17 protein-coding genes are annotated in these 15,592 nt (G+C 37.4%); 3 read left to right on the top strand and 14 right to left on the bottom strand.

The window, feature by feature from the left end:
* Window positions 1–54 precede the first annotated feature (54 nt).
* A complete protein-coding gene (locus E4661_RS14065) occupies window positions 55–1,266 on the bottom strand; it encodes an RsmB/NOP family class I SAM-dependent RNA methyltransferase (RefSeq protein WP_136468094.1) in 1,212 nt (403 codons plus the stop codon).
* Window positions 1,267–1,340: 74 nt separating this feature from the next.
* On the opposite strand from E4661_RS14065, the gene E4661_RS14060 reads away from it, so the two are divergent.
* Entirely contained in the window at window positions 1,341–2,369 is a 1,029-nt protein-coding gene (locus E4661_RS14060) for a WD40/YVTN/BNR-like repeat-containing protein (protein WP_136468093.1), read from the top strand.
* A gap of 161 nt (window positions 2,370–2,530) precedes the next feature.
* Here the strand turns inward: E4661_RS14060 and E4661_RS14055 are convergent, their stop codons facing one another.
* From E4661_RS14055 to E4661_RS14020, 8 genes are all read right to left on the bottom strand, one after another.
* The gene (locus E4661_RS14055; RefSeq protein ID WP_136468092.1) at window positions 2,531–2,881 is read right to left on the bottom strand and encodes a DUF6515 family protein; all 351 of its coding nucleotides are present in this window, start codon (window positions 2,879–2,881) and stop codon (window positions 2,531–2,533) included.
* Between the two features lie 107 nt (window positions 2,882–2,988).
* A complete protein-coding gene (locus tag E4661_RS14050; protein ID WP_136468091.1) occupies window positions 2,989–3,447 on the bottom strand; it encodes a Spy/CpxP family protein refolding chaperone in 459 nt (152 codons plus the stop codon).
* Window positions 3,422–3,961 (bottom strand): hypothetical protein, encoded by a 540-nt coding sequence (locus E4661_RS14045; protein ID WP_136468090.1) that lies wholly within the window; start codon window positions 3,959–3,961, stop codon window positions 3,422–3,424. Before E4661_RS14045 ends, E4661_RS14050 begins: the two co-directional genes overlap by 26 nt.
* A gap of 33 nt (window positions 3,962–3,994) precedes the next feature.
* Window positions 3,995–4,537 (bottom strand): RNA polymerase sigma factor, encoded by a 543-nt coding sequence (locus tag E4661_RS14040; RefSeq protein WP_136468144.1) that lies wholly within the window; start codon window positions 4,535–4,537, stop codon window positions 3,995–3,997.
* 65 nt (window positions 4,538–4,602) lie between these two features.
* Complete coding sequence (locus E4661_RS14035) at window positions 4,603–6,426, bottom strand: ABC transporter ATP-binding protein (protein WP_136468089.1); 1,824 nt, start codon at window positions 6,424–6,426, stop codon at window positions 4,603–4,605.
* Between the two features lie 4 nt (window positions 6,427–6,430).
* Window positions 6,431–8,137, bottom strand: a complete 1,707-nt coding sequence (locus tag E4661_RS14030) for a phospho-sugar mutase (protein WP_136468088.1) — start codon at window positions 8,135–8,137, stop codon at window positions 6,431–6,433.
* Window positions 8,138–8,193: 56 nt separating this feature from the next.
* Window positions 8,194–9,141 (bottom strand): glycosyltransferase family 2 protein, encoded by a 948-nt coding sequence (locus E4661_RS14025; RefSeq protein ID WP_136468087.1) that lies wholly within the window; start codon window positions 9,139–9,141, stop codon window positions 8,194–8,196.
* 42 nt (window positions 9,142–9,183) lie between these two features.
* On the bottom strand, window positions 9,184–9,705 hold the full coding sequence (locus E4661_RS14020) for a DUF4199 domain-containing protein (protein WP_136468086.1): 522 nt from the start codon (window positions 9,703–9,705) through the stop codon (window positions 9,184–9,186).
* A gap of 165 nt (window positions 9,706–9,870) precedes the next feature.
* Between E4661_RS14020 and E4661_RS14015 the strand changes: the two genes are divergently transcribed.
* Window positions 9,871–10,137, top strand: coding sequence for a type B 50S ribosomal protein L31 (locus E4661_RS14015; protein ID WP_136468085.1), 267 nt, complete (start codon window positions 9,871–9,873; stop codon window positions 10,135–10,137).
* A gap of 82 nt (window positions 10,138–10,219) precedes the next feature.
* Complete coding sequence (locus E4661_RS14010; RefSeq protein WP_136468084.1) at window positions 10,220–11,395, top strand: GlmU family protein; 1,176 nt, start codon at window positions 10,220–10,222, stop codon at window positions 11,393–11,395.
* Window positions 11,396–11,477: 82 nt separating this feature from the next.
* Here the strand turns inward: E4661_RS14010 and E4661_RS14005 are convergent, their stop codons facing one another.
* The 5 genes from E4661_RS14005 to E4661_RS13985 form a co-directional block, all read right to left on the bottom strand.
* A complete protein-coding gene (locus tag E4661_RS14005) occupies window positions 11,478–11,699 on the bottom strand; it encodes a hypothetical protein (RefSeq protein WP_136468083.1) in 222 nt (73 codons plus the stop codon).
* A 263-nt stretch (window positions 11,700–11,962) separates the two neighbouring features.
* Entirely contained in the window at window positions 11,963–12,745 is a 783-nt protein-coding gene (locus E4661_RS14000; protein ID WP_136468082.1) for a peroxiredoxin family protein, read from the bottom strand.
* 196 nt (window positions 12,746–12,941) lie between these two features.
* Window positions 12,942–13,316, bottom strand: coding sequence for a VOC family protein (locus E4661_RS13995; RefSeq protein WP_136468081.1), 375 nt, complete (start codon window positions 13,314–13,316; stop codon window positions 12,942–12,944).
* Between the two features lie 83 nt (window positions 13,317–13,399).
* On the bottom strand, window positions 13,400–14,218 hold the full coding sequence (locus tag E4661_RS13990) for a helix-turn-helix domain-containing protein (RefSeq protein ID WP_136468080.1): 819 nt from the start codon (window positions 14,216–14,218) through the stop codon (window positions 13,400–13,402).
* Window positions 14,219–14,387: 169 nt separating this feature from the next.
* On the bottom strand, window positions 14,388–15,551 hold the full coding sequence (locus E4661_RS13985) for a TlpA disulfide reductase family protein (protein WP_136468079.1): 1,164 nt from the start codon (window positions 15,549–15,551) through the stop codon (window positions 14,388–14,390).
* Between the last annotated feature and the right edge of the window lie 41 nt (window positions 15,552–15,592).

Raw genomic sequence — 15,592 nt, 5'->3', positions numbered from 1 at the left:
GTTCAATCAGCAAATAGGTGCTGATCAATTGTCCATTGTTAATTGATAATTGTTTCATTGCTTTTTCAGAAGGGCCATATAAAACCCATCATAACCACTTTTTGAGGCGTAAACATTTTGCTCTTTGACCAATTCAAATGCTTTTCCATTTTCAGATTCGAGAAAAGATTCGACTTGCTCTGTATTTTCTTGCGGTAGGATGGAGCAGGTAGCATAGACCATTTGTCCTCCTTTTTTCACGATTTTGCTGTAATCTTGGAGAATCTCTTGTTGAACCCCCATAATTCTGTCAACAAACTCGGGTTCCAACTTCCATTTGGTATCTGGGTTTCTTCGGATGACACCCAAACCAGAGCAAGGGGCATCCAATAGCAATCTATCAGCGCTATTATGCAGTTTTTTTATGACTTTGGTGGAATCTATTACACGGGTTTCCACGTTATGAACACCGTTTCTTCGGGTGCGTTTTTTCAACTTTTTCAATTTACTCTCATAAATATCCAAAGCGATAAGTTGTCCCTTGTTTTCCATTTGTGAGGCCAAATGAAGTGTCTTTCCTCCAGCGCCCGCACAAGCATCTACCACACGCTGGCCAGGTTTGACATCCAAATATGGAGCTACCAATTGAGAGGAAGCATCCTGGACTTCGAAAAAACCGTTTTTAAAGGCTTCTGTGACAAAAACATTTTTACGCTCCACCAACTTTATAGCTTCAGGATATCCGTCAATGGAGACGGTTTCAATTTCGCTTTTGGCAAGCATAGCTTGCAGTTGTTGCTTGGTTGTTTTAAGGGTGTTGACTCTAAGAATCACCTCAGCTTGTTTGTTTAAAGCACCTATTTCTTTAGTCCAAAGTTTATTTCCTAAGGCTTTTTCTCCCAATTCATCTATCCAGTCGGGAATAGACTCTCTAAGTTTTCTAGTCTTTGAAAGCTCATCGAACTTTCCCTTTATTCTACGTTCCGGAGTGCCTTCCAATTGCTTCCAATCCGGAATCCGGATTCCTCTAAGAACGCACCACACGGCAAAAAGGCGAAATAGATGAGGTCTGGTATAAGGTTCACCGACCTCTGCAATTTCCGCATACAGTCGTTTCCAACGTACAATGTCGTAGGTGGTTTCTGCAATAAAACCTCTGTCCCGAGCACCCCAGCGTTTATCATAACGTAGCACCTTTTCAATGACCTTATCGGCATATTCTTTTTCATTGAAAATGAGATGAAGTGCATCAATGACCGCAAAGACAAGATTTCTGTGTAAACGCATCCCCCAAATTTTAGGATTGCAAAGGTATGGTTTCTAATAAGAATCCAGTTACATTTGGACAAAGCTATTTATGAATGAAATACAGTTTGATTTTTGTGGCAATATTGCTCATTGGATGTTCTACAAAAGAAAAACCAGTCTCATTTTCTCAGGTAACCATTGAGACCGTTTTCCAAGACTCGGTTAGTATCCGGGCCATCGAATTTTTAGATTCCAATACGTTGGCGTTTGCAGGAAGTGATGGAATATATGGCACCGTTGATGTACGAACCGATAGAGTCAGGAGCAATATTCAGCAGTATGATTCTATTACACCTGCTTTTAGGGCCGTAGCGCATACGAGTTCAGATTTTTTTATGCTATCGATAGCGAATCCAGCTTTGTTGTATAAAACAGGGGATACAGGTAAAATGGAATTGGTGTATAAAGAGGAGGAGGAAGACGTTTTTTATGATTCCATGAAGTTTTGGAACGATTTGGAAGGTATTGCCATTGGTGATACCATGGATGAGTGTCTATCCATCATTATTACAAGGAATGGTGGAAAAACTTGGCGAAAATTGCCATGCTCCCAGTTGCCAAAATCTGAAGAAGGCGAGGGGGCTTTTGCGGCAAGTAACACCAATATTGCTATTAAGGGAGACAAAGTTTGGATAGGAACCACCTCAGGCAATGTGTATACCTCCATGGACAAGGGAAAAACATGGAATGTGAACCGGACCCCAATTATAAAGGATAAACCGACGGAGGGTATTTACTCCCTTGATTTTTATGATGAGAATTTGGGTTTTGCTATTGGTGGGGATTATACCGACCCTACGTCAAACAAAAAAAACAAAATAATAACCCAGGATGGTGGTCAGACATGGAATTTGATTGCAGACGGAGCTGAGCCCAACTATAAAAGTTGTGTACAGTTTGTTCCTGGATCCAAGGGAGAAACTATTGTAGCTGTTGGTTTTACCGGAATTTCTTGCTCGAATAACCAAGGGGTAAATTGGAAGAAACTTAGTGACGAAGGATTTTACACCATCCGATTTTTAAACGATTCCGTGGCTTATGCGGCAGGGAAATATAGGATATCGAAACTGATATTCAAATGAAAAAGAGGCTGTCTAAAAAGTAATCCTGTATTGTCAAACTGAGCCTGTCGAAGTTTTTAACATTTAGATTTTTAAAGTGTCTTCGACAAGCTCAGACTGACAATTTGATAGTGTAAAGATTTTTTAGAAAGCCTCTTTTGAATAACAACTAACCTAACCAACTAGACAGTTACTACAACGTAGTGTCTACCTGTTTTTTTGTACCAAACACCTCTGTACCTGTATAACTTACGTCCATTTACGACAACAACTCTTCGAGCTGGGGGCAACCTTCTCACCTTAATACCGGTTGGAGCGGCACATACCACATATTTTTTCCCTCTTGTCTTGTACCAAACACCATCAGCAAAATAGAAATTCGTCTTTTTGTGAACCACAACTTTGGGTTTGGTGATTTTGGTAACCACAGTACCGTGTTTTGGATATACTCGAACTACTGTTCTTTGGGAGCTTGTAACTAAAATTGTTCCCAAGAATGCTATCGTAAAAAGAATTGTCTTCAAATTTTTCATAACGTAGATTTTTATGGTTTGTATGGTTTTGACTATGCTTTTAAGGGAAGGTTTAATAAAAAAAGGAGCCTTTTGGCTCCTTTTAGTGTTTTTTGTCGAAATTTTGACTATCCACCGCCGCGACGTTTGCGCATTTGCTGCAATAGCCGTCTTTTAAAATCTTCCTCGGCCTTTAGTAAGAGTACCATTTTTTTGGGAGATATCACATTTCGGACTTTGGCAATAAAATCCTTCTCCGCGAGGTGCTTTGCCTTTTGGATGGCTAAGAACTTGTCCAAAAGAGCAGCAGATTCTTCTTCTGACAAACTCTCTATGGTAACTATTCTGGATCGCAGTTCTATACGTTCTTGCCTTCGGATGGACTCTAAAGTTTCCTCATAATCGTTATAAATGGGCCAAAACGATTGTGCTTCTTTGGAGGTCAAACCTACCCGCTCGGTAATAAAAGCGACCTTCAAGGTTTTAATACGCTCTCGCCCGGGGCCCTGGGCATAAAACCAAGAGCTTCCCAAGAAAAAAACAAACAGTATGAGTAGCTTTTTATTCATAATCTTCATAATCTTCATAATCTAGGTTTAAGTCTTCAATATCGGCTACATTTTCATCCAAGTATTCCAGAATGTTTTCATCCTCCAAGCCATTTTCCAAAACATCATTCAAGGTAAGCTCATTTGCAGGGATTGCTTCAGCTAGTTCATAGGAACTTAGCCCCAGCTCAACATCATCAAAATATGCGGTGATTTCTGCACTTGCCAAATCATCGAAATCCAAAGATGTATCATTGTTTGTGTTTAACATCAAAAACAAAAGAAAAACGGCCGCAATGGATGCCGCTCCATAGAAATATCTTTTGTAGGTCTTTAACTGAACAACTTTAACTTCTTTTTGGTCTGCCTTAGCAACTACTTCGTTGGTAAGCGAGTCAAAATATCCCTCTGGCACTCCAAAACCGTCAGACTTTGGAATAATAGATGTTTCCGAAACGGTTTCTTCCTGCTGGATTTTATCCATGAGCCGGTCGTGGAAACTGTCAAAGTAACCTTCAGGGGTTTTGAATTTACTTTTGTGGTCCTTTTTCATATTACTACTTTGACCATTAAACACTTAAAAGGTTTAATCGGTTGTAAGATACGTTTCAATTTTCTTTACAGCCAAATGATAGGAGGCTTTTAAAGCCCCTACCGAGGTTTCCAGCACCTCTGAAATTTCTTCATACTTCATCTCCTGAAAATACTTCATGGTAAATACCAATTTTTGCTTGTCAGGAAGCGTGGCCAATGCCTTTTGCAACTTCAATTGGATTTCATCACCTTCAAAATATACATCAGACTGCAAATTTTCCACCAAGGACATTTTAAGTTCCTCATCGCTTATGCCCAATTTTTTTGACTTCTGCTTTAAAAAAGTCAATGATTCGTTGGTGGCAATACGGTACATCCAGGAATACAACTTACTATCACCCTTAAAACCATCAATATTTCGATATACCTTAATAAAGGTATTCTGCAGTACGTCGTCTGCATCATCGTGGTTCAATACAATTCTTCGGATATGCCAATACAGTCTTTCTTTGTAGGTATTGACCAATACCTCAAAGGCTTTAGCTTGACTTTCTTTATTTTTTAGTTCGTTGACTAGGGTTTCCTCAGCAATCAAATGTCTTAGCAATTTGGTGCTTTGACTAAGGTAATGGAAAAAGGTTTAATTCTTTAAATGTCTGATTACCCTAAGGTTTGCATTTCCACCAACTTTTTGTAACCTTTTTTAGATTTCATGAGCTCTTCGTGGGTACCTTGTTCAACAATTTTTCCCTTGTTCAGTACCGCAATGGAATCGGCGTTCTGGATAGTAGATAGCCTATGAGCAATGACTATGGAAGTCCTATTCTGCATCATTTTTTCCAGTGCATCTTGAACCAAGCGCTCACTTTCTGTATCTAATGCAGAAGTCGCTTCGTCTAAAATCATAATGGGAGGATTCTTAAGAACTGCTCTGGCTATGGAAAGACGCTGCTTTTGCCCACCACTAAGCTTGTTTCCACCATCACCGATATTAGTATTATAACCTTCGGGCAATTCCATGATAAAGTCATGTGCGTTGGCCACTTTAGCCGCCGCTATAATTTCGTCTTCGGTGGCATTTTCCTTGCCAAGCCCTATATTGTTCTTTACAGTGTCGTTGAACAAAATAGAGTCTTGTGTCACCAATCCCATCAATCCTCGGAGGGATTTTTTGGTAATGTCTTTAATATTGGTTCCATCAATGGAAATTTCTCCCTCATTTACATCATAAAAGCGAGTCACCAAATTGGCGATGGTACTTTTTCCACTTCCAGATTGCCCGACCAAGGCAACGGTATGGCCTTTTTTCACCTCTAGATTGAAGTTTTCCAGCACATAATCGTCCTCGTACTTGAAAGAAACATCGCTGATGGCAATGTCACGGTTGAAATCTGTTTTGTCAACAGCATTTTTGCCATTGCCTATAGGGTTTTTAGATTCTAATATTTCTAAAACTCTTTCTGCGGCTGCATTTCCTTTACGAACACCATACGAAGCTTTGCTTATAGCCTTGGCAGGAGTAAGAATATTATAGGCCAATCCCATATAAGCTATGAATGATGAGGGGTCCAGCGTTTTTTCGACCAAGACCATTTTCCCGCCAAACCAAAGAAGCACACCAATCACCAAAATTCCCAAAAATTCTCCAGTTGGAGAGGCAAGGTTCTGTCTGTTCAATAATGAATTTGAAAATCTAAAAAATCTATTTGTGGAGTTTTTAAATATTTTGATGAACTTGGATTCTGCGTTAAAGGCCTTGACTACCCTTAAACCTCCCAAGGTTTCCTCAACAATTGAAAGAAATTCCCCTTGTTCTTTTTGAACCTTGTCTGACTTTCGTTTTAGGGATTTTCCAATCCGAGAAATTATGATTCCGGCAACAGGAATAAACACAAAAACGAAAATAGTAAGCTTGGCACTGATACCGAACATGATAAGAATTGTGAACAGGATGGTCAACGGTTCCCTTACAATCAACTCCAATATGGAAAGAAAAGAATGCTGTATTTCCAACACATCGGACGTGATTCGAGCGATAACATCTCCTTTTCGTTTTTCGGAAAAGTATGAAATTGGTAAGTCCACGATTTTCTCATACATCCTATTTCGAATATCCTTTAAAACCCCATTTCTAAGAAATGTGATGAAATACATGGCCAGATAGTTGAAGACATTTTTTAATAAAAACAATACCAAAACAAGACCAATGACCAAGACAAGACCTTTCATTTCATCATCACCTGAATATTCTGTGACCCTGTAATTAACGTATTGCTGTAAATAGTCTTTTAGGCCTGATATGCCTTCATAAACAGGCTTTACCGTAACTTTTTGCTCAGGTTTAAAAAGAGCGTCAAGCATTGGAATCAATGCTGCAAAAGAAAGCGCACTAAAAAGCGCATAGAGTATGTTAAAAAATATATTCAGAAAGCCGTATTTGCGATATGGGGCCGCAAAACGGAGAATCTTCTTAAAGTAATTCATTCAGCTACAAATTCAATTCGGAAAGGATGCCTTTTATTTTGGAATCCAACTGCGAATTTACGGATTTAAAATCCTTGGCCTTGTCCAATTTGGTATTTGTACTGATATAAAACTTAACCTTGGGTTCGGTGCCACTTGGTCTTGCTGCAATTCGCGTACCGTCTTCAGTTTCATAAATCAATACATTGGATTTAGGCAAATCCATAACCCTTTCTTCGCCGGTTTGTACATTCTTGGCAACGGAAGTGTTGTAGTCCTCAATCCAAACCACTTTGGAACCTTGTACGGATTCAACCGGATTTTCTTTGAAATCAATCAACATCTGCTTGATTTCTTCAGCACCACTGATTCCTTTTTTCGTCAGGGAAACCAAATGTTCTTTATAGAAACCAAAGGCCACATAGGAATCAATTAATTCTTGATAGAACGAACTTCCATTGGCTTTGGCATTAGCTGCGGCTTCGCAAGCCAGTAGAGTAGAGGTAACCGCATCCTTGTCGCGGACAAAATCACCTACCATATAACCAAAACTCTCTTCGCCACCTCCAATAAATTTGGATTCAGGGAAATCCTTGATCATTTTACCAATCCATTTAAAACCTGTCAGTGCAGTCTTGTATTCCACGCCATAAGCGTTGGCCATTTGCCCGACCATAGGTGTCGAAACTATGGTGGAAGCTATAAATTCATTACCCTTAAAGCCTTTTTTCTTGAATTGGTCCAGAAGAAACTTTGTCATTAGTACCATCGTCTGGTTACCGTTCAACAATTCCATTTCACCTTCAAGGTTTCTTACAGCAATTCCCAAACGGTCACTGTCTGGGTCCGTACCTACTACCATATCTGCACCAATTTCCTCAGCTTTTTGGATGGCCATTTTGAGCGCTGCCGGCTCCTCAGGATTTGGAGATTCCACCGTTGGGAAAGCACCATCTGGCTTGGCTTGCTCTTCAATAATGGTCACGTTGTTATAACCTGCTCTTTTCAATACTTCTGGAATCGCTGTTATTGAAGTACCATGTAAAGAGGTAAAGACAATCTTGAAATCATCTTTACCCGCCGCTTCAAAACTTCCATTACTCACAGAAGCCTCAAAGAAGGCCTCGTCCACATCTTTATCTATGGATTGGATTAAATCTTCATTAGCATCGAAATTGATATCCTCAAAAGAAAGCGAATTGATTTCAGCAATGATTTCCCCATCCTGTGGAGGAACTATTTGGCCGCCATCCGTCCAATACACTTTGTATCCATTATATTCTGGCGGATTGTGGGAAGCGGTCAAAACAATTCCTGCATTACAGTTCAAATGTCTCACCGCAAATGAAAGTTCTGGTGTGGTCCGTAATTCGGAAAACAAGAACACTTTTATACCGTTGGCAGAGAATACTTCCGAAACGGTTCTTGCCAAAGTGTCCGAGTTATGCCTGCAATCATAGGCAATAACCACCTTGATTTCCTCCCCGGCATAGGTCCTTTTAAGATAATTGCTCAAGCCTTGGGTATTTTTACCAAGGGTATATTTGTTGATTCTGTTGGTTCCCACACCCATTACACCTCTCATACCTCCGGTACCGAACTCTAAATCTTTATAGAACCGCTCTTTAAGTTCTTCTGGGTCGTTATTGATAAGGTTTTGTACTTCTGTTTTGGTTTCTTGGTCGAAAAAATCGGTCAACCAGGTTTGTGCGTTAGAGGTAATGGAATCCATGTAGTATTTCGATTTAATAAGAATAAAATTACAAAGAATCTATGTTCAAGGTTTGCTTAAACGTTAATTTTATCGGACACGGTATATCTGCTGTCACTTTTTTTGGAACGGACAATGATTTCTCCTAAAAACCCAGCTAAAAACAATTGAGTTCCTAATAGCATGGCCGTCAATGCAATGTAAAACTCTGGACGATCTGTGATAAGCCTTCCAGTTTTATTGATATAGAGTTTGTCGATTCCCAAATAAATGGAAAACCCAAAGCCAATAAAAAACATCAAGACACCAAGTGCGCCAAAAAGGTGCATGGGCTGACGTCCAAATTTGGAAACAAACCAAATAGTGATTAAATCCAAAAAGCCGTTGATGAATCTCTCCATACCGAATTTAGTTGTTCCATATTTTCTAGCCTGATGCTTCACCACTTTTTCCGTAATCTTGGAAAATCCAGCATTTTTGGCCAAAACAGGAATATAACGGTGCATATCCCCTGAAACCTCTATGCTTTTGATGACGTCATTTTTATACGCCTTGAGTCCACAATTAAAGTCGTGCAGTTTTAGGCCGGAAGTTCTTCGAGCAGCCCAATTAAAGAGTTTGGACGGAATATTTTTGGTGATAACGGAATCATACCGCTTCTTTTTCCATCCAGAAACTACATGGTTTCCTTCCTCCTTGATAAGTTGATATAGTTCTGGAATTTCTTCAGGATTGTCTTGCAAGTCGGCATCCATTGTAATTACGACGTCACCTTGCGCAGCTCTGAAACCTGCGTGTAGCGCTTGGGACTTTCCATAATTCCTTAGAAATTTGATTCCCTTAACATTTTGGTTTGCTTTGGAAAGCTGCTCAATGGTTTGCCATGAGCCATCGGTACTCCCGTCATCAATAAAAACAATTTCATATGAAAAATGATTGGATTGCATAACCCGTGCAATCCAATCATGTAGTTCTTGAAGCGACTCTTGTTCGTTAAGTAAAGGAATTACAATGGAAATCTGCATTGCCTGTTTCTGGAATTCCCTTCAAAAGTAGCATTTTTTGGCTTAGTAGGCAGGTTTGGCCTTTTTAAGAATAAGCCCTGTAATCAAGCCAATTATCAAGCCAAGCACACAACTAATGATTAGCCCGACAGGATAGCGTATCCATGCCATTTTTTTCTGCATTGCTACTCCTTGTTCCCATTTTTCCTCAGTTAGGGAAGGATTCTTCTCAAAAGCTCCAGGCTTGGCCACTTCCATAGCTTTGTCCATAAAATCGGGTTCGATAAAATTCACTAGAAGATATTGGTACAACAATGAGATTATTGCAGAAATCAGTGCGATTCCAACTGCAATCTTTAGCGCTTCAGCCAGTTTGAGGTATCCTCCATTGGCCTTTTTAAAGGCGTTGATTCCTAGGAAAATTATCACAATGGTAATAAGGGTTGAAACAATCATTACTGGGATACTCATTTCATAATGCAGTTTTTGGATGTATAGCATTACCCCAAATACTATTGAAATCAGACCCAATATAAGTCCATAATTCAGAGAATATTTTCCCGTTTTCGATTGGTTTTCTTCCATTTTACTTTTGATTTTTAGTGTTGATTGTACTCTGTTAGTAATTTGATGTGCCCGTTTGTTACATATAAAAATAGATTTTTTCTTTTTTAATGGTTTTAAGTTGTCAGTATCCAATAAATCATTAAATTTGCACCTCGAAAATTCTGAGATTAAGCATTTAAGACGATGAGAAAAGGTATACACCCAGAAAATTATAGATTGGTAGCTTTCAAGGATATGTCCAATGATGACGTTTTTATCGCAAAGTCTACTGCCGAAGCTAAAGAAACCATCACTGTTGAAGGTGTTGAGTATCCTTTGGTGAAATTGGAAATCTCCAGAACTTCACATCCTTACTATACAGGAAAAACCAAATTGGTTGATACAGCTGGTAGAATCGATAAGTTCAAGAACAAGTATAAAAAGTTCAGCAAAGAAGAAAAGAAAGCATAGTTTAACGACTTTCACAACAATATGTAACGCTCCTGGTTTTTAATCAGGGGCGTTTTTTATTTTTACCCTAGAAACTAACAGTATGAACTATATTCTGGACGATGGCCCACGAAGACAAGCTTTGCTTCCCTTTACCTTCACTAGGCCTGTGGCCGAAATTAGGATTGGTATTCTCACCATAACCGAAAAGTGGAAACGCCGTCTTCATGCGCCATTGAGCTTTAAAACTGAAGCCTATCTTTCGGAAAAGTATCCCATGATTACCACTACCGATAACATAGTTATTGATGGTTCCATAGTTCCCAATGGGGAATTTGCCGGATTAATTCGATCGTTGAATACTTATGAAGCGGTACAATACGTAGACAGAATTGTGGCCTACCACACTGAGGATCCTACCGCCGTGCCAGACTTTTCCAAGTATCAGATAAAGACATTTGAAGGGAGCCTGATTACCATAAATTACACTTGGGACATCTTTTCAAAAAATGGGGAGGCTTTACAGGAAGATTTTGAGTTTATAACGAAGGGTAGAAAAAGTGCCCCGATATCAAATACCAACAAGTTGATAGCACCTGAGAATATATTTCTGGAGGAAGGTGCAATAGTGGAACACAGCATTCTGAATGCTACGGAAGGCCCAATTTATATAGGTGCCCACGCCGAGATTTGGGAAGGGGGGCTTATTCGTGGAGGTTTGGCACTTTGTGAAAACGCCGTCGTAAAAATGGGTGCTAAGATTTATGGCCCGACCACAGTAGGACCATTCGGTAAGGTTTGCGGAGAAATCAGTAATTCAGTGATCTTTGGGTATTCCAGTAAGGGTCATGAGGGTTATTTGGGCAACGCAGTACTAGGGGAGTGGTGTAACATTGGTGCCGATTCCAATAATTCCAATCTTAAGAACAATTATGCTAAAGTGCGTATGTGGAACTACGAAACCCAAGGATTTGACCACACGGGATTACAGTTTTGTGGTTTAATGATGGGCGATCATAGCAAAACGGCCATCAACACTATGTTCAATACCGGAACGGTAATAGGCGTTAATTCCAATATCTATGTACCTGGGTTCCCGAGGAATTTTATCCCAAGTTTTAGCTGGGGCGGAGCTTCCGGTTTTTCAACTTATATGCCAAAAAGGGCTTTTGAGGCCGCAAAGGTAATGATGGCCAGAAGGGGTAAAGAATTTGATGAAAAAGAGGCCAAGATACTGGAACATGTGTTCGAGGAAACCAAGAAGTGGAGGAATTATTAATGTTTTAGGTTTGGTGATGGGAATGCCTTCAGCGTAATCTATTCGCTACAATAAATTATAACTATTTTCGGTGACGGTATGTTTATTTATTTTTTGCCTGATTGATAAGGCCAAGCATACTTGAGAACTTTTCTTCTATCTTTTCCCAGCCTAATCTGTCACCGTATGAAATCAAATTAACAATCCCAGTATTAATTTCTTTCCACGCTTCTGAATGCAAAAATTCCAGCAATTCTTTATCTTCTTTTGAAAGGTTATCCCGATTTTCTAACCTTTTTATGGTTTCTAATATTGTTGTTAACATATAATAATGGATGTGAAATTCTCAAAATAAGTCAAACTTGAGGTTTCATTCAACATAATATCCCGCTTTTTCAAAGCTAGCTTTTTATTGTATGTATTCATCACCAATGTTCAAAAAAATCTTCGTAGTTAAAAATTTGGCAACGGCCTCGGCTATGATTTCGTTGTGGAATCATCCGCAGGATTATTCCGCTTAGAAATCAGCCGTTGATTAATACCTTATATTTTGGTGTGGCACAAAACCACAATGAATTATAGCCATTGTTACCTGCTGGCTTTTATTTTATTTAATTCAGTTTCTGGTAATCCAAAAGATTTTTTGGCTATAGTTCCTTCTTTATTAATAATAAAACAAGTTGGTGTAGCTTGCGCTCCATAAATTATTTTTATTGGACTATGGTCTTTCTTAAAATCATCTATAAAGATGAAATCCAGTTGATATTTAGTTTTCAAGTTTTTTAACTCCTCTATGTTAGAAGTAGAATTTACTACCACTATTTTAAAATTATTCTTATCTACAGAATTATAGAAATCCTTTAGGTAGTTTCTTCCCTCTTCACGGATACATCCTAAACCTCCGTATAATAGAAGGATGTTTTTCCCTTTCAGGTTTGATAAATAAAACTGATAGCCATTAGAATCCGTAGATTTAAAATCGTAAATACTGTCTCTTTCTCCTATTTGTTTAGAATCAATGTGTAACTTTATGCTCTTTCCGTAATTTGATTCTTGTAACTCTTTTGGTAGCTTTTTTAATATAGAATTTAATCTATTCTTTGGGATATCCAACCTTAACATATATAACCGTTTAAATCCGCTTAGAGTAGATGAATATTTTATAGCTGTTTCTATATTCTTTTTATTAGATTCCTTTTCTAATCTTTCAGCAACAAGTGTCAAGCTATCCTTTTTTTTGGGGTATGATTTATAAAATTCAGACAGTTTAGACATTTTCTCTTCATATGCATTCCAAATTTCATTGTCAGCCTTTATGTAGTTTTCTTCAGTGATTTCTTGTGAAAAAGAACTGTTTGTAGAAATAATCACTAAAATTACGGTTATTAATATCGAAATTGTTTTCTTCTTTTTTTTGTTTTTTCAGCTTACAGCTAACGGTCTCGGCTATGAGTAGTAACGGATTTAAGCAACTACTTTTCGGTTAGCAATATACTTAATTTAAACACAAAAATGGTTCAAGTTTGCACTTAAACCGCTATTGCTTATACACTTTGTTGGCCGTTCGTTATTTTCTTGAATGCAGCCCAACCGTATTACCTTCTGTATCAATGAAAATTGAAATAAAGCCGAATTCACCAATACTCATTTTAGGTTGTACCACTTTTCCACCTGCCTTTTCAATTCTTTGTTCTTCTGCAATGTTGTCTTCGGTTTCAAAATAGATAACCGTATTATTGCTATTTGGAACAAAATCGATTTTTTCCACTAAAGCACCAGAAATATTTGGACTTTCATGATTAAAGGGGAAAAATGATTGCTTTCCCCACTCAACAGGTGCATCTGTCAGCTTTACATTGAAAACTGTTTCGTAGAATTTTTTTGCTCGGTCTAGGTTTGCTACATTCAGGTCAAACCAACCAACTGGATTTGTATACGTCATTTTTTATGATTTTAAGTTTTTGCATTATTGCTGCGCAAAGGTAAAATCAGCTCAAACGACAAAATTGTAAAAATGGGACAGGGCTACTCCTTATCAAAAATCAAAGACATTTTTAAGTCATCTCCGAAAAATTCTTTTGGTGTCAAGCCTGTAAATTCTTTGAACTCTTTTATAAAATGTGCTTGGTCAAAATATTCTTTTTCATATGCCAATTCAGTTAGGCTTGTGATTTCTTCGTTCAGTAACACTTTCAAGGTTGATTGAATTCTAATTGTCTTTGCGAGTTGTTTTGGACTTAGTCCTATAGCCGAAGAAAATTTACGTGCTAATTGTCTTCGACTTACATTATTAGTACTTGAGAATTCGTTTACTGAAAATTGTCCATTTACACTAAAAATTGTTTCAACCGTTGATTTCACAATATTATCAACCTTATTCTTGTAAGATAATTCTTTGAAAAGAAAGTTTTCGATGATTTGGATTCTTTCAGATGTAGAGTTTGCTTTTAAGACTTGATTACCAAGTTTAATTCCTTCTTCTCCGAATAATTTGTTCAATGGTATTGCCTTATTTTCCAATTCTTTGATTGGAATTGATGTAAAAGGTAAAAATCCATTTGGTTTGAATTGTACAACAAAACTACCTGTTACTCCAACAGGTTCAATTACGTAGGGCTTTGTCAGTTGTCCAATTAAAAAGCAATTTGGTAAAATTGTTATTTTGCCATTTTGTGAATGATGTTTGTAGGTGTCGCCATAATGAAAAATTAACTTCATAGTTCCGTCTGGTACAATGGTGTTTTTTAAAGGAATACTTTCCTTTTCGCCATCTAATGTCCAGTATCGTTTGACAAATTCTGACAATTCAATATTTGGCTCATATGTTTTCGGATTTAAATCCATTGTCAATTTTTACAAGGTGTCGTTTTCAATGACGGCTAACGGTCTCGTATATGGAAAGTAGGCGATTTACAAGCACTAAACTTTCGGCAAAGCACCAAGCTTGAAACAAGCCAAAAGACATGATTTCATTACTGTTCTGCCTATTTTTTATATACATTGTTGGCGGTAGTTATTTTATTAATTCATCTAATTTTTCATAAAAATCTTTACTTTCTCCTTTATGAATGGAAACGATTTTTCCGTCTATATCAATAATTATTTTAGTCGGCAAACTTTCAGCAGAATAAATAGCAGAAACATTTGGGACTTCTTGGTCGTTATTCATTAACTGATGCCATTCTAAATTATATTTTTCAACTATCTCTTGTGACTTATTTTTTTTGTCGTTACAAGCAATACTTACAAATTCAACTTCGGATTTATACTTCTTTTGATATTCTTTCATTGATGGTATTCCCTTGATGCAAGGCGCGCACCAAGATGCCCAAAAATCTAGTACAACATATTTCCCTTTTAGTTTTGAGAGGGTAAAGTTTTCATTTTGAAAATTTTTTAATGTAAAATCAGGAGCAAATTTACCAGCGATAGTATTTTTAGACGATTGAGCTATTAGGTAATTTTTATACTTATTTGATATTAATGAGACATATTTTTTAAACATCCCATTTTTAACCCTCGGTGTAATAATATTTAAGCAATCCCCAATAATGTCAGGTCCAGAAGAGATAAGTAAATAGGCAGATAAATCTTTATCGGGATTATTAATTATAAAATCGCGTCGTTTATTTCGGATAATATCTTTTAATGATTCATTTTCATTATAAAATTCCATTCCTTTCGTATGCTCTTTTTTTGCAAAGTATGATGAGACTATCAGGCTTTTTTTGAAAACTTCAATATTTATATCTCTGTTTGGTTTATGGAATTGCATTATTTCTTTACTTATTTGAGAGCCCTCAACCATATAATCCATGTAATTCTTTTTTAAAATTCCATTTAACTCAATTGTGTCGTTAGGTTGAACGAATAAGTAAATTCTTTTAGATTCTGGAGTAAAGAAAAGTTTAGTCCCAGCTATAGGGCTTAATGTTTTTTTCGGGTATAACATAAAAAGCACAGGTTCATCACAAGCAAAAGTATATTTAAACCTGCCATCTTCTGCAATTAATGTATCATTGGGTTCTCTTGTTTTGCTAGTTGTAATGTCTCTTTTAATAAAGATAGTATCTGTTTCAATACCTTTAATATACCCATTAATAGTTGCAGTTTGTGCATTAGATGTAACTGTAAATATTGTCGAAAGTATGATGCAATTTAATATCAGTTTATTCATATTTCTGTTCGTTTTATGAGTAAGTGTCAATTACCGCCAAC

This window comes from Flagellimonas onchidii (assembly GCF_004804315.1).
GTDB classification, from domain to species: Bacteria; Bacteroidota; Bacteroidia; order Flavobacteriales; family Flavobacteriaceae; genus Flagellimonas; species Flagellimonas onchidii.
This window is presented reverse-complemented; position numbering and strand designations above follow the sequence as displayed.

Excerpts from the sequence above, each read along its gene's own strand:
- E4661_RS13995 (WP_136468081.1), bottom strand. The coding sequence starts at position 13,316 with ATGACGTATACAAATCCAGTTGGTTGGTTTGACCTGAATGTAGCAAAC.
- E4661_RS14035 (WP_136468089.1), bottom strand. The coding sequence starts at position 6,426 with ATGAATTACTTTAAGAAGATTCTCCGTTTTGCGGCCCCATATCGCAAA.
- E4661_RS14065 (WP_136468094.1), bottom strand. The coding sequence starts at position 1,266 with ATGCGTTTACACAGAAATCTTGTCTTTGCGGTCATTGATGCACTTCAT.
- E4661_RS14020 (WP_136468086.1), bottom strand. The coding sequence starts at position 9,705 with ATGGAAGAAAACCAATCGAAAACGGGAAAATATTCTCTGAATTATGGA.
- E4661_RS13985 (WP_136468079.1), bottom strand. The coding sequence starts at position 15,551 with ATGAATAAACTGATATTAAATTGCATCATACTTTCGACAATATTTACA.
- E4661_RS14050 (WP_136468091.1), bottom strand. The coding sequence starts at position 3,447 with ATGAAGATTATGAAGATTATGAATAAAAAGCTACTCATACTGTTTGTT.
- E4661_RS14010 (WP_136468084.1), top strand. The coding sequence starts at position 10,220 with ATGAACTATATTCTGGACGATGGCCCACGAAGACAAGCTTTGCTTCCC.
- E4661_RS14045 (WP_136468090.1), bottom strand. The coding sequence starts at position 3,961 with ATGAAAAAGGACCACAAAAGTAAATTCAAAACCCCTGAAGGTTACTTT.
- E4661_RS14060 (WP_136468093.1), top strand. The coding sequence starts at position 1,341 with ATGAAATACAGTTTGATTTTTGTGGCAATATTGCTCATTGGATGTTCT.
- E4661_RS13990 (WP_136468080.1), bottom strand. The coding sequence starts at position 14,218 with ATGGATTTAAATCCGAAAACATATGAGCCAAATATTGAATTGTCAGAA.
- E4661_RS14025 (WP_136468087.1), bottom strand. The coding sequence starts at position 9,141 with ATGCAGATTTCCATTGTAATTCCTTTACTTAACGAACAAGAGTCGCTT.
- E4661_RS14055 (WP_136468092.1), bottom strand. The coding sequence starts at position 2,881 with ATGAAAAATTTGAAGACAATTCTTTTTACGATAGCATTCTTGGGAACA.
- E4661_RS14030 (WP_136468088.1), bottom strand. The coding sequence starts at position 8,137 with ATGGATTCCATTACCTCTAACGCACAAACCTGGTTGACCGATTTTTTC.
- E4661_RS14015 (WP_136468085.1), top strand. The coding sequence starts at position 9,871 with ATGAGAAAAGGTATACACCCAGAAAATTATAGATTGGTAGCTTTCAAG.
- E4661_RS14005 (WP_136468083.1), bottom strand. The coding sequence starts at position 11,699 with ATGTTAACAACAATATTAGAAACCATAAAAAGGTTAGAAAATCGGGAT.